This window comes from Micromonospora sp. Mcm103 (assembly GCF_024519755.1).
Classification (GTDB): domain Bacteria; phylum Actinomycetota; class Actinomycetes; order Mycobacteriales; family Micromonosporaceae; genus Micromonospora; species Micromonospora aurantiaca.
In genome coordinates this window covers 26,497-39,423 of sequence record NZ_JALJRJ010000033.1, presented here as the reverse complement: position 1 = coordinate 39,423, position 12,927 = coordinate 26,497, and the positions used below count along the sequence as shown (strand labels likewise).

General features: G+C 73.3%; 14 protein-coding genes. 10 read left to right on the top strand and 4 right to left on the bottom strand.

Annotated features, from left to right (window positions below; translation table 11 throughout):
• Window positions 1–2: 2 nt before the first annotated feature.
• A complete protein-coding gene (locus tag OC439_RS28670) occupies window positions 3–356 on the top strand; it encodes a YbaB/EbfC family nucleoid-associated protein (RefSeq protein ID WP_013283579.1) in 354 nt (117 codons plus the stop codon).
• Window positions 357–360: 4 nt separating this feature from the next.
• On the top strand, window positions 361–960 hold the full coding sequence (locus tag OC439_RS28665; RefSeq protein ID WP_262016151.1) for a hypothetical protein: 600 nt from the start codon (window positions 361–363) through the stop codon (window positions 958–960).
• Window positions 961–1,042: 82 nt separating this feature from the next.
• Here the strand turns inward: OC439_RS28665 and OC439_RS28660 are convergent, their stop codons facing one another.
• Window positions 1,043–3,088 carry a HelD family protein gene (locus OC439_RS28660; RefSeq protein WP_262016150.1) on the bottom strand — a complete coding sequence of 682 codons (2,046 nt, stop codon included), beginning with the start codon at window positions 3,086–3,088 and terminating at the stop codon, window positions 1,043–1,045.
• A gap of 213 nt (window positions 3,089–3,301) precedes the next feature.
• On the opposite strand from OC439_RS28660, the gene OC439_RS28655 reads away from it, so the two are divergent.
• From OC439_RS28655 to OC439_RS28645, 3 genes are all read left to right on the top strand, one after another.
• The gene (locus OC439_RS28655) at window positions 3,302–3,883 is read left to right on the top strand and encodes an ArsR/SmtB family transcription factor (protein WP_262016149.1); all 582 of its coding nucleotides are present in this window, start codon (window positions 3,302–3,304) and stop codon (window positions 3,881–3,883) included.
• 40 nt (window positions 3,884–3,923) lie between these two features.
• Window positions 3,924–5,177 (top strand): MFS transporter, encoded by a 1,254-nt coding sequence (locus tag OC439_RS28650; protein ID WP_262016148.1) that lies wholly within the window; start codon window positions 3,924–3,926, stop codon window positions 5,175–5,177.
• A gap of 136 nt (window positions 5,178–5,313) precedes the next feature.
• A complete protein-coding gene (locus OC439_RS28645) occupies window positions 5,314–6,165 on the top strand; it encodes a menaquinone biosynthetic enzyme MqnA/MqnD family protein (RefSeq protein WP_194802049.1) in 852 nt (283 codons plus the stop codon).
• Window positions 6,166–6,233: 68 nt separating this feature from the next.
• Here OC439_RS28645 and OC439_RS28640 read toward each other — a convergent pair whose 3' ends face one another.
• Together OC439_RS28640 and OC439_RS28635 are read right to left on the bottom strand one after the other, a co-directional pair.
• The gene (locus OC439_RS28640; protein ID WP_262016147.1) at window positions 6,234–7,169 is read right to left on the bottom strand and encodes a hypothetical protein; all 936 of its coding nucleotides are present in this window, start codon (window positions 7,167–7,169) and stop codon (window positions 6,234–6,236) included.
• The gene (locus OC439_RS28635; RefSeq protein WP_262016146.1) at window positions 7,169–8,149 is read right to left on the bottom strand and encodes a hypothetical protein; all 981 of its coding nucleotides are present in this window, start codon (window positions 8,147–8,149) and stop codon (window positions 7,169–7,171) included. Before OC439_RS28635 ends, OC439_RS28640 begins: the two co-directional genes overlap by 1 nt.
• Window positions 8,150–8,506: 357 nt before the next feature.
• Between OC439_RS28635 and paaA the strand changes: the two genes are divergently transcribed.
• Genes paaA through paaE form a run of 5 tightly spaced genes read left to right on the top strand, consistent with a single transcriptional unit; the run spans window position 8,507 to window position 12,216 of the window.
• On the top strand, window positions 8,507–9,574 hold the full coding sequence (paaA, locus tag OC439_RS28630; protein ID WP_262016145.1) for a 1,2-phenylacetyl-CoA epoxidase subunit PaaA: 1,068 nt from the start codon (window positions 8,507–8,509) through the stop codon (window positions 9,572–9,574).
• Window positions 9,571–9,915 carry a 1,2-phenylacetyl-CoA epoxidase subunit PaaB gene (paaB, locus tag OC439_RS28625; RefSeq protein ID WP_410054968.1) on the top strand — a complete coding sequence of 115 codons (345 nt, stop codon included), beginning with the start codon at window positions 9,571–9,573 and terminating at the stop codon, window positions 9,913–9,915. Before paaA ends, paaB begins: the two co-directional genes overlap by 4 nt.
• Window positions 9,912–10,634: a 1,2-phenylacetyl-CoA epoxidase subunit PaaC gene (paaC, locus tag OC439_RS28620; protein WP_262016144.1), complete on the top strand. Its 723-nt coding sequence runs from the start codon at window positions 9,912–9,914 to the stop codon at window positions 10,632–10,634. Before paaB ends, paaC begins: the two co-directional genes overlap by 4 nt.
• A complete protein-coding gene (gene paaD / locus OC439_RS28615; protein WP_194802044.1) occupies window positions 10,631–11,107 on the top strand; it encodes a 1,2-phenylacetyl-CoA epoxidase subunit PaaD in 477 nt (158 codons plus the stop codon). The genes paaC and paaD overlap by 4 nt, the downstream gene beginning before the upstream one ends.
• Window positions 11,104–12,216 (top strand): 1,2-phenylacetyl-CoA epoxidase subunit PaaE, encoded by a 1,113-nt coding sequence (gene paaE / locus OC439_RS28610; protein WP_262016143.1) that lies wholly within the window; start codon window positions 11,104–11,106, stop codon window positions 12,214–12,216. Before paaD ends, paaE begins: the two co-directional genes overlap by 4 nt.
• Before the next feature lie 12 nt (window positions 12,217–12,228).
• Here the strand turns inward: paaE and OC439_RS28605 are convergent, their stop codons facing one another.
• Window positions 12,229–12,879, bottom strand: a complete 651-nt coding sequence (locus OC439_RS28605) for a DUF3592 domain-containing protein (protein ID WP_262016142.1) — start codon at window positions 12,877–12,879, stop codon at window positions 12,229–12,231.
• Between the last annotated feature and the right edge of the window lie 48 nt (window positions 12,880–12,927).

Genomic DNA, 12,927 nt, shown 5'->3' with positions numbered 1-12,927 from the left:
CAATGACGTTCCCGGCCCTGGACCGGATCGAGGCGCTGGCCCGCAACCTGGACGGGTGGCAGCGCGAACTCGGCGCGCGGATGGCCGAGCTGGAGCAGAGCAGCGCCGAGGGGGTCAGCGACTCCGGCCTGGTCACCGTCGTGGCCGCCGCCGACGGCAAGATCCTCTCCACCGACATCAACGCGCGGGCCATGCGCTTCGACTCGTACACGCTCGCCGAGGAGATCACCTCGGCGGCGAACCGGGCGCAGGAGGCCGCCGCCGCCCGGGTACGCGAGATCGTCGGCGAGGTGATGGGCAACGCGCCGGGCGCGGAGCGCCCCGCCGACGACGGCTACGGCCACGACCGATACTGAGCCGATGGACGAGACCAGATACCGCGACCGGATCGGCCTGCTCGTCGAGCCGGGCGAGCGCGTCCTGGCCCACGCCAAGGCCGACGTCGGCCAGGGGCTCGCTCCGGCGCCGCCGCCCGAGCCGGAGTCCACTGGCGAGCCGAGCCGGCGGACCGTCGGTTCGGTGCTGCTCAACATCCTGCTGCCACTGGCCACCTGGGACCGCGGCGACCGCCTGGTCGACGCGATCGGCTGGGGGATCGCCGGGCGCGGCGCCCCCGGCACCGCCGCCTCCCGCCTGCACCGCGCGCTCCGCCCGCCCCGGCCCGACCTTCAGGTCCGGGAGACGCTGCTCGCGGTCACCGACCGGCGGCTGCTGATCTGCCGTACCGGCGGGGTGAAGCTGCTGGCCGGGCGCGAGGCCGAGGAACGCGCGCTGGCCGAGACCGCCGTGGCGTGGTCGGCCGCGCGCGGCGAGATCGCCTCCGCGCGGGTGGGCTGGCACCGGCTCAACCCGAAGCGGCTGCGGATCGACTTCACCGACGGCTCGTGGATCTCGTTCACCGTGCCGATCGCCGAGTCCGGCCGCCCGCTGCGCGAGGTCGCCACCGCACTGTCCGCCTGACCGGACCCACTCGCCACGAGGGCGGCCGGGCCGTCCAGGACCGCAGTCGGCCGTCCACGTCAGCGCGGCCGGCCCGCCCGTGTCAGGCGGCCAGCGGCGCGGGCAGCGGCTCGCGGTGCAGCACGGCCAGGCGGGAGACCGCCCGGGTCAGCACCACGTACAGGCGGTGCAGCCCGCGCGGCTCGGCGGCCACGATCGCGGCCGGCTCGACGACCACCACGTGGTCGTACTCAAGGCCCTTGACCAGCGTCGCCGGGACCACTGTGACGCGCGCCGCGGCCTCGACGTCGTCGGCCGTGGCGGTCTCGACGCCCGCGTCGGCGAGCGCCGCGCGGAGCCGGTCGACCGCGTCGTCGGCCGCGATCACACCGACCGAGCCGTCGTGCGCGAGCGCCGCCCGCACCTCGGCCACCGTCGCGGCCGTCAGGTCCTCGGCGGTACGCACGTCGAGCGCGCCGTCGTTGCGGAGCGACCGGGCCGGGGGTACGTCGACGGCGAGCGCCGGCAGCAGCCGGTTCGCGAACGCCACCACGGCGGCGGGCACCCGGAAGCCCACGCTCAGCGGCACCACAGCGGCGTCCGGCTTGCCCAGGTGGGCCAGGGAGTCCCGCCAGTCGGTCGCCGCCCAGGGCGCGGTGCCCTGGGCCAGGTCGCCGAGCAGCGTGATCGAGCCGTGCTCGCTGCGCCGGGCGATGGCGCGGCACTGCATCGGGGAGAGGTCCTGCGCCTCGTCTACCACCACGTGCCCGAAGCCGCCAGGCCGCTCCAGCAGCCCGGCCACCTCGTCGATGAGCACCGCGTCGGCGGCGGTCCATCGCGTTGCCTTCGCGGTGCGGCCGATCTTGCCGGACCGGAACAGCTCCTGCTCCTCGGGCGTGAGCAGGCCGTCCGCGGCGGCGGCGAGCGCGTCGGCGTCGGTACGCAGCCGGTGCAGCAGCCCGTCCGGGGTGAGCGCCGGCCAGACCGTGTCGAGCAGGTCGGTGACCGGCTTGATCCGGCTCATCCGGCGCAGCCAGGCGTCGCTCGGTGACTCCGCCCGGCGCGCCTCGGCCTGGCGTTGCAGCAGCCCCACCACCCGCGCCCGCACCCGCTCCCGGCCGGTGGCGTAGGGCAGCCCCTCCCGGCGCGTCTCGGTGACCAGCCGGTGCAGCGGGTCCAGCCCGATCCGCCACCGGTACGAGCCGTCCGACACCATGATCGGCTCGGTCGGCGTACCGATGTGGGCCTCGACGGCCCGGCGCAGCACCTCGGCCATCCGGACGTCGTGCTTGAGCGCGGCGGCGGCCGGGTCGTCGACCGCGCGGACCGGCACCCGCGCGACCAGGTCCTCCACTGTGGCCTGCTCGACCTCGACCTCACCGAGCGCGGGCAACACCGCCGCGATGTACGACAGGAACGCCCGGTTCGGCCCGACGATCAGCACGCCCGAGCGGCGCAGCCGTTCCCGGTGCAGGTAGAGCAGGTACGCGGCGCGGTGCAGCCCGACCGCCGTCTTCCCGGTGCCGGGCGCGCCCTGCACGCAGATCGAGTCGGCCAGGTCGGCGCGGACCAGCTCGTCCTGCTCCGGCTGGATGGTGGCCACGATGTCGCGCATCGGGCCGACGCGGGGGCGCTCGATCTCGGCGGTGAGGATGCGGCTGGCGGTGCCGAGTTCCTCGCCCCGGTCCAGGTGCTCGTCCTCGAAGCTGGTCAGCGTCCCGGCGCTGAACCCGAACCGGCGGCGTACGGCGACACCCTGCGGATCACGCGCGCTGGCCCGGTAGAACGACCGGGAGACCGGGGCCCGCCAGTCCAGCACCAGCGGCTCGCCCAGCTCGTCGGTGACGTGCCGGCGCCCGACGTGGTACTCCCGCCCGGCGTGGTCCGAGTCGTCGCCGCCGAAGTCCAGGCGGCCGAAGAACAGCGGGGTGGTCGGGTCGTCGGCCAGTTCCTTGACCCGCCGGGCCATGTGCCGGCCGAGCTGCTCGGCGGTGTACGAGTCACCGGCCACCTTGTCACCGGTGGCGAAGAGCGCCTCGGCGCGTTCCCGCATCCGTTTCAGCGCGGCGCGGGAGGCGTCGAGGTGGGCACGTTCGGCGGTCAGCTCGGCGTCGAGACCGGGTGTGGCGTCAAGATCGGTTGCGGGCACTGTGAACTCCGATGGCTCAACTGAGGCTCGCTCGCGTGTCCGGGGCGGTTGGCCTGCTCCCGGCGCGGGGACGTCCGCTGCGGTGCATGCTCACCGCGGCCGTCGGGCGGCCCTCCACGCTACGGGAGCACCGGCGGGTCGCGCCAACGGATTTCCGGGCGTCGACCGCGGGGGGCGTGTCCGTCGGCCCGGCCTGGCGGCGATCATTGAGGCATGACCGAGGCGCTTCCCGGCCGGAGCCGGGTGACGATCAGTGATCCGCAGGTGATGCGGGCACTCGCTCACCCGGCCCGCATGGCGATCATGGAACATCTCGGCACGCTGGAGGGCGGTGCGACGGCCACCGAGTGCGCCGAGATCGCCGGGCTGTCGCCGAGCGCCACCAGCTACCACCTGCGCGAGCTGGCGAAGTTCGGGCTGGTCCGGCAGGCGCCGGGCCGGGGTGACGCCCGGGAGCGGGTGTGGCAGGCGGTGAATCCGTCGTTCCATGTGGAGGTGGGGCCGGGCGCCGATCCGGAGGCGCGTGCCGCCGAGGCGGCCCTGGTCGAGGCGCACATGGTCCGTGACGCCCAGCGGGTCCGGGACTGGTTGCGCCGGGCGCCGGACGAGTCGCCGGAGTGGTACGCGGCGACCTGGTTCAGCGACAGCATGCTGCTCATGACCGCCGAGGAGCTGACCGAGCTGAACCAGGCGGTCCAGGCGCTGATGGAGCCGTACCGGCGGCGGACCCGGACCGATCCGCCGGCCGGCGCTCGGCCGGTGGCGACCCAGTACCGGGCGATGCCCGTCGACTGAGGGCTTGCGCGCGTCAGTTGTGAAGGATTACTTTCGAAGTATGTCCTTCACAACTGACGAGTCGCGCTGGCCGGACGTCTGGCTCGCGGCCACCGCGCGCGGCATCTCCAGTTGCGGGGACTTCCTCGCCGCCGCCACGCTCACGCTCGCCCTCCAGTCCGCCGGCGCCGGCGGACTCGCCGTCTCCGGGCTGCTGCTCGCCGCGACGCTGCCGCTCGTGGTGCTCGCGCCGCTGACCGGCCGGCTCGCCGACCGGGTGGACAGCCGGGTGCTGCTCGTCGCCGCTGGTCTCGCGCAGGCCGCGGTCTGCCTGGCCCTCGCGTACGCGCGGGATCCGGTGCTGGTGATCGCGCTGGTGGCGCTCCTGGCGACCGGGCTCGCGGTCACTCAGCCGGCGATCGCCGCGCTGGTGCCGGTGATGGTCCGGCCAGAGGACCTGCCCCGGGCGGGCGCGCTCAACCAGACCGCCGGGACGCTCGGCGCGCTTGCCGGTCCGGCGCTGGCCGGGCTGCTCGTCGGGCAGTTCGGCACCCGGGTGCCGCTGCTCGTCGACGCGTTCAGCTACCTCGCGCTGGTGGCGGCCGGGCTGCTCATCCGTACCCGCAGGGGAGGGCGCCGGACGCCGGCCGCGGTCGCCGCGGCGGTCGCGCCCGCCTGGCGGCTGCGCCGTGACCCGCTGCTCACCGTGATGGTCGGCAGCGTGGCCGCGGTGATCGGCGCGGTCGGCGCGGTGAACGTGATCGAGGTCTTCTTCATCCGGGAGACGCTCGGCAGCAGCACCACCGTGTACGGCCTGGTCACCGGCTCCTGGACGCTCGGCATCGTGCTCGGCGCGTGGCTGTTCGCCCGGATCGCCCGCCGGCTCGCCGACGACGGCGCGCTGCTCGGGGCCGGGCTGGTGCTGCTCGGCGGATGCTGCCTGGCGGTGCTCGTCTCGGCCGCGGTGCCCTCGGCGTGGTTGCTCGTGCCGATCTGGCTGCTCGGCGGGGTGGGCAACGGGGGCGACAACGTCTTCAACAACCTGCTGCTGGCCCGGCGGGTGCCGGAGGCGGCGCGGGGCCGCGCGTTCGCCGTCTTCGGGGCGGCGGCGCAGGGCGCGGCGATGGGCGGCTACCTGGTCGGCGGCCTGCTGCTGGAGGTGGCCGGTCCGCGCGCGCTCGTCGCCGCATGCGGCGTGGCCGGTCTGCTGGTGGTGGTGGCGCTGGCCTGGCCGGTCCGCCGCGCGGTACGCGCCGAGCGTGCCGCCAACCGAGCGGCCACGCCTGCCGTCGCCGTGGCGGCGGGGCCCGTGTGACCGCTGGTGTTAAGAAGGGGCCCTTCCTCTACCGGAGGCGTTAACAAGGGGCCCTTCCTTCCCGCCGGGAGCGGAGTTCACCACTCGATCGGATCCCCCGGCGGCGAGGTCGGAGCCACGGCGATACGGTCGGGTCATGGCCGACCGCATCGCCCGCCCCCGCGTGGGGCACATCCAGTTCCTCAACTGCCTGCCCATCTACTGGGGGCTGATGCGGTCCGGCGCGCTGATCGACGTCGACCTGCACAAGGACTCGCCGGACCGGTTGAGCGCCGACCTGGTCGCCGGTGACCTGGACATCGGCCCGATCACGCTGGTGGAGTTCCTCAAGCACGCCGACGACCTGCTGCTCCTGCCGGACCTGGCGGTCGGCAGCGACGGGCCGGTGCTCTCGGTGAACGTGGTGTCCACCCGCCCGCTGGGCGAGCTGGACGGCGCCCGGGTGGCGCTCGGCTCCACGTCGCGTACCGGGGTGCTGCTGGCCCAGCTGCTGCTCGCCGAGCGGCACGGGGTGCGCCCGGAGTACTTCCGCTGCCCGCCGGACCTGACCCAGATGCTGCTGGAGGCCGACGCCGGGGTGCTGATCGGTGACGTGGCGCTGCGCGCCCTCTACGAGGCGCCGGCCAAGGGCCTCGAGGTGACCGACCTGGGGCAGGCGTGGCACGACTGGACCGGCCTGCCGATGGTGTTCGCCGTCTGGGCGGTACGCCGCGAGTTCGCCGCCGCCCACCCGGGCCTGGTCAAGGAGGTGCACGAGGCGTTCCTGCGCTCGCGTGACCTGTGCCTGGCCGAGCTGGACCAGGTGGCGGAGGCGGCGGCGCGCTGGGAGACGTTCGACGCGGCGACGCTCGCCACGTACTTCCGGGCGCTCGACTTCTCGCTCGGTGAGCGGCAGGTGGCCGGGCTGCGCGAGTTCGCCCGCCGGGCGGCCGCGTACGGGGAGGTGCCGGCGCTGCCGGCCGGCGGCCCGGAGTTCTTCCAGGGCTGACCGCGCCGCCGCCCGGGGCTCAGGCCGGCGGGCGGGCGCGTGGGCTCAGGTCGCTGGATTCGCGTGGCTCAGGTCGCGGGGCGCAGCAGCGCCTTGGTGATCCGTTCACAGGCGTCCATGCCGTACTCCCAGCCGCCCTCGACGCCGAACGGGGTGCGCAGCATCACGCCCATCGTCCAGGTGTCGCCGATGGCCAGGCAGTTGACGTGGTACTCCTCTTCCTTGTCCCGGTCGATCCACCCGTTCTTGATGGCGATCTTCTTCTGCTCGGCCGCCGGGAACGCCTTGCGGATGCCGAAGTCGCCGGGAGCGCGGACCTGGCGCATCTCGTTGAGCAGCCACTTGGTCCACTTCGGCCCGGCCGCGCGGCCGTCGTCGATGCAGAGACCGAGCCGGGCGGTGTCACGAGGGGACAGCTCGGTGCGGCTCCAGCCGCCGTCGGAGGCGACCTCGCTGTCGGTCAGCTTGCAGATCGAGATCAGCCGCTCGATCGAGTCCGAGCCGCCGACGTTCTCGTAGAACTCCTGGGCGCGGGTGTTGTCGCTGTCCCGGATGATCTTCGTGGCGTCGGCGAGCTTCGCATCGCTCGGCGTCTTGCCGTCCTCGGCGCTCAGGCGCAGGTAGTCGGCCACCACCCAGGACTTGATCAGGGACGCGGTCGTGCTGGTCTCGCCCATGTTCGCCGAGCCGATGATCTTCCCGGTGCGCTTGTCCAGCACGGACCAGGCGTACCAGCCCTTGATCTTGAGGCTGTCCAGGTTCTTCGCCTGGAACGGCAGCGGGGCGATCGACGGTGAGGGGGCGACGCGTGGCGCGTTGCGGTCGACGGACTGCTGAGTGGACCGCTCGTTCGTCGGTTCGGGACGCGAGTTCGCGGTCGCCTCCAGCGGCGAACCGGGGATCACACGAAGGGAGAGGCCGAGCAGGCCGACGAGGACCGCAGCCAGGGCGCTGAAGGCGAGTGGGCGCCGATAGCTGCCGGGCCGACGCCGGGCACCGGCCATCAGAGCTTCCCGACCGGCTGCTGCGGCACCTTGAGCGCGGCGCCGGGCTGCGGCGTCACGAGCTGGGTGGCCACGGCGGCGCACATCTTCGCACCGTACGGCAGGCCGGCGCGGCCCGGGTACCGCATCATCACGGAGAGACTCCACTTGTCGGTGAACGCCAGGCAGCTGACGTGCCAGTTGCCGTCGTAGGCGAGCTGGGTCCAGCCGTTCTTCATGTGCACCGGGCCCTGCGACTTGATCGTCGCCGGCAGGCCGTCGATGATGCCCCACCGGCCGCCGCCGGACCGCGCGCCCTGCTTGTTGACGCTGCCGGCCACCTTGGTCATCTCGCTGAGCAGCCACTTGGTCCACTTGGGCCCGGCGGCGCGGCCGTCGGCGATGCAGTCACCGAGGCGGACCGCGTCACGCGGGGACATCTCGGTGAAGCTCCACCAGCCCTTGTACTGGGGCACGTCGCCGGGCTTGGTGTCGGTCAGGCCGCAGATCCGGATCGCCCGCGCGATGACCGGGTCCGGCTTGCCGCCCGGCTGGGGCCGGTAGGAGCCGCCGGCCGCCCGGTAGACCATGTTCGCTCCGTCGTCGTCGCTGTTCCGGATCGCCAGGATCGCCGCCTTCTCAAGGTCGGCGGCCGGCTGCTTGTCGCCGAGCTGACGAAGGTAGTCGGCGACGATCCAGGCCTTGAGCATCGACTCGGTGGAGCTGGTCTGGTTCATGTTCTTCGCGCCGGTGACAGTGCCGGTCTCGCGGTCCATCAGGGCCCAGGAGAAGAACTCGCCCTTGAAGTTCACCGACACCGGGGCGTCGGCGAGCGTCGGGGGCGCAGGCGCGGTCGGCGTCGGCGCCGGGACCTGCGCACCGCCGCCGAGGCCGCCCGCGTCGCCGCCGCCGGCGAGCTTCGCGTACGCGGCCGGCACCAGCATGACGCCACCGATGAGGATCGCCACGACGGCGAGCACCATGGTCACGCGAGGTCGCATGAGTGGTGAGCTCCAGATGTCTGGCCGGGGGACCGGCGCTTCCGCATGGGTCCGGCCCGGTCGCCGACAGGCCGGGGGACGGTGGCCTGAACGGTGACGATCATGAAGCCGAACGGTTTGCCGGGGGGAAGTCTACTTCCGGACAGCTGTGATGCCAGGTCTCGACACCCGTGACTTTGCCGGGTGGGCGGGATATTGAGCCACTTTGCCGCGCTTGGGGGATTTCCTCTATTCCGAGTGATCGACATCACAGCTACCAGCGCCGATGGCGGCGCGCGCACGGCCGGTGACGCCAGGTGGCCCGGAAACCTGTTACACCCTCTGGTGTCGTTCGTGCCGAGCTGTAACACTGGCTGCATGTATGGCAATGACTTCGCCCCGCCCGAGGACGCTCCGGGCGGCGGCCTGCTCGGCGAGGTGGAGGCGGCGGAGGCGGCGCTGCGCGAGGCGGCGGCACGCGCCCGGCGCGGTGGCGCGGCCCCGGACGAGGACGTCGAGGCGTACTTCGCCGACGTCATCGGCGCCGACCAGAAGATCGAGCCCCGCGACTGGATGCCCGAGGCGTACCGCCGGACGCTGATCCGGCAGATCGCCCAGCACGCCCACTCCGAGATCATCGGCATGCAGCCGGAGGGCAACTGGATCAGCCGGGCGCCGTCGCTCAAGCGCAAGGCGATCCTGCTCGCGAAGGTGCAGGACGAGGCCGGTCACGGCCTCTACCTCTACGCGGCCGCCGAGACGCTCGGGATCAGCCGCGACGAGCTGGTGGACCTGCTGCTCGACGGCCGGCAGAAGTACAGCTCGATCTTCAACTATCCGACGCTGACCTGGGCCGACGTGGGCGCGATCGGCTGGCTCGTGGACGGCGCGGCGATCGTCAACCAGGTGCCCCTGTGCCGCTGCTCCTACGGGCCGTACGCCCGGGCCATGATCCGGGTCTGCAAGGAGGAGTCGTTCCACCAGCGGCAGGGCTACGAGATCCTGCACACGCTGGCGCACGGCACCGAAGCGCAGAAGGCGATGGCGCAGGACGCGGTGGACCGCTGGTGGTACCCGTCACTTGCCATGTTCGGCCCGCCGGACGGCGACTCGACGCACAGCGCCCAGTCCATGGCCTGGAAGATCAAGCGCTTCTCCAACGACGAGCTGCGCCAGCGCTTCGTCGACATGTGCGTCGGTCAGGCGGAGGTGCTCGGCCTCACCCTCCCCGACCCGGACCTGCGCTGGAACGACGAGCGGCAGGCGTACGACTACACCCAGCCCGACTACGCCGAGCTGATGCGGGTGATCAAGGGCGACGGGCCGTGCAACAGGGAGCGCATGGCGCACCGGCGCAAGGCGCACGCCGACGGCGCGTGGGTACGGGAGGCCGCCGCGGCGTACGCCGCGAAGCGGGCGAAGCGAAAGGAGCCGGTGGCGGCATGAGCGAACGCACCGAGCGAAGCGAGGGCCGTGAGGGCATGCCCAGCCAGCACGGCATGAACAGCGCGTCCTCTCCCCTGTGGGAGGTCTTCGTGCGGGCCCGCCGTGGCCTGTCGCACACCCACGTCGGCAGCCTGCACGCGCCCGACGCCGAGATGGCCCTGCGCAACGCCCGGGACCTCTACACCCGCCGTCAGGAGGGCGTCTCCATCTGGGTGGTGCCGGCGAGCGCGATCACCGCGTCCAGCCCGGACGAGAAGGACGCGTTCTTCGACCCGGCCGCCGACAAGGTCTACCGGCACCCCACCTTCTACGAGGTCCCCGAAGGGGCTGCGCACCTATGAGCCTGTTCGACTTTACGCTCGCCGTCGGCGACGACGCGCTGATCGCCGCGCAGCGCCTCGGTGATTGGACCTCCCGCGCGCCCGAGATGGAGGAGGACATCGCGCTCGCCAACATCGCCCTCGACCAGCTCGGCGCGGCGCGGCTGCTGCTCACGTACGCGGGCGAGCTGGAGGGCGCGGGCCGCGACGAGGACGACCTGGCCTACCTGCGCGACGACCGCGAGTTCCGCAACTGCCTGCTGGTCGAGCTGCCCAACGGCGACTTCGGCGTGACCATGGCGAAGCTGTTCTTCCTGGCCGCGTACCAGTCGCCGCTCTACACGGCGCTGGCCGGCTGCGCCGACGAACGGCTGGCGGCGGTCGGGGCGAAGGCGCGCAAGGAGTCGGCGTACCACCTGGACCACGCCGCGCTGTGGGTGAAGCGGCTCGGCGACGGCACCGAGGAGTCGCACCGGCGCATGCAGGACGCGGTCGACCAGGTGTGGCCGTACGTCCATGAGCTGTTCGCCCCGGACCCGGCGGCGCCGGCCGACCCGTCCACCCTTCGGGCCGACTTCGACGCCACCGTGTCCGCGGTGCTGGACGAGGCCACGCTGACCCGGCCGGAGACCGGCTGGGCACCCGGCGGCGGCCGGGACGGTCTGCACACCGAGCACCTCTCCTACCTGCTCGCCGAGATGCAGGTGCTGCACCGCGCCCACCCCGGAGCTCGCTGGTGAGCAGCGCGAGGGCGGCCGCGGCGGCGGTGGTGGACCCGGAGATCCGGGTCATCACCATCGACGAGCTGGGCATCCTGCGCGCTGTCGACGAGGAACCGGGTACCGGCCGGGTCGTCGTCACCATCACCCCCACCTACACCGGCTGCCCGGCGATGGACGTGATCCGGGAGGACATCCGCCGGGCGCTGGCCGCCGCCGGGCATCCGGACGCTGAGGTCCGCACCGTCTACCACCCGGCGTGGAGCACCGACTGGATCTCCGACACCGGCCGGGCCAAGCTCGCCGCCGCCGGCATCGCCCCGCCCGCGCCGCGCGGCGACGACACGGTGGTGCCGCTGACCCTCGCCGTACGCTGTCCGCGCTGCGGGTCGCCGGAGACCACCCAGATCAGCCGCTTCGGCTCCACCGCGTGCAAGGCGCTGTGGCGCTGCCGGTCCTGTTCCGAACCCTTCGACCACCTGAAGGCGCTGTGACTGTCACCATCACCCGGCCGGTCCGCCGCCGGCCGGTCTTCCACCCGCTGACCGTCGCCGCCGTGGACCGGCTCACCGACGACTCGGTGTCGATCACGTTCGCGGTACCGGAGGCGCTGCGCGAGACGTTCGCGTTCTCCGCCGGGCAGCACCTCACCGTCCGCCGTCCGGCCGACGGCGACGGCGAGGAGGTGCGGCGGTCGTACTCGATCTGCTCCACCCCAGACGAGCTGGCCCGGCACGGCCGGTTGCGGGTCGGGGTGCGTGAGGTTCCGGGCGGGGCGTTCTCCGCGTACGCCTGCGGCGCGCTGCGCGGCGGCGACACCGTCGAGGTGCTGCCGCCGCTGGGCCACTTCACCTCCGCGTTCACCCCGGACCGGGCCCGCCGGTACGGCGCGGTGGTCGCCGGTTCCGGCATCACCCCGGTCCTCGGGCTGGCCGCGACCGCGCTGGCCACCGAGCCGCGCAGCACGTTCACGCTCGTGTACGGCAACCGCACGGCGAACTCGGTGATGTTCGCCGAGGAGCTGGCCGACCTGAAGGACCGCTATCCGACCCGGCTGCACCTGGTGCACGTGCTGTCCCGCGAGATGGGCGAGTCGGCGCTGCTGTCCGGGCGGATCGACGCCGACCGGCTGACCCGGCTGCTCGACACCGTCGTACCCGGTGACGAGATCGAGGAGTGGTTCCTCTGCGGCCCGTACGGCATGGTGGTGGACGCCAAGGCGGTGCTGGCGGGTCGTGGCGTGCCGGACGCGGCGGTGCACACCGAGCTGTTCCACGTCGACGCCCCGCCGGAGCCGGTGCGGCGCGAGACCGACCGGCCCGGGGCCGGCACCGAGGTGACGATCCTGCTGGACGGGCGCTCGTCCAGCTTCACGATGGGCCGGGACGAGCGGGTGCTCGACGCGGCGCTGCGGGTGCGCGGCGAGTTGCCGTACGCCTGCAAGGGCGGGGTGTGCTCGACCTGCCGGGCCAAGGTGACGTCCGGTGAGGTGACGATGGCGCGCAACTACGCGCTGGAGCCCGACGAGGTCGCCGCCGGTTACGTGCTGACCTGCCAGTCCAGCCCGGTCACCGACGAACTCACTGTCGACTACGACGCCTAGCGGCGCCGCCGGTCAGAACACCACCGGCGGTGCCGTGGCGGCGCGGCCACGGGCCCGGCTGACGTGGCCGCGCCACCCGCCGACCAGCGCGAACAGGGTCCATCCCGCCGCGCCGAGCACGAGCATGCCCCGCTTCCCGTCCGGGTCCACGTCCCGCGCGTCGGCCAGTTCCACCTCGCCCCGCGGGTCGACGAGCACCGTCAGCCGCTGGCCGACCCGGTAGCCGGGGGAGCTGCCCCGGTAGACCAGCGGCTCGTCGAGCCGGCCGGTGTCGCCCTGGAGGGCGAACTCGTGCCGCTTGCCGGCGGTCTCCACGTCGGTGATGGTCACCTGCTGGGCGACGCCGCGCTCCCGAAGGACCGACTCCGGCGCGAGCTGCACGGTGCCCACCAGCACGAACAGGGCCGGCAGCACCGACAGGAGGGTCAGCCACCAGCCCCGGTGCAGCAGGCGCAGGCCGACCGCGAAGGCGAGGCAGCCGGCCAGGGCGACAGAGATCGGCACCGCGATCGGCAGTCCCACGGTGAGGTGGCCGACCACCGCGCTGACCGCGATCACAGCGAGGCCGAAGCCGACGAGCACGGCGGTCATGATGAGGGACCAGAGGGCGGAGCGGGCGCCGGCCACGCGTACGGGGGTGGGCGGGGGCGATACGACTGACACGCCGAGAGCGTAGGCGGGCGACGCCAGCGCTCCGCTTCCCGCGGTGGC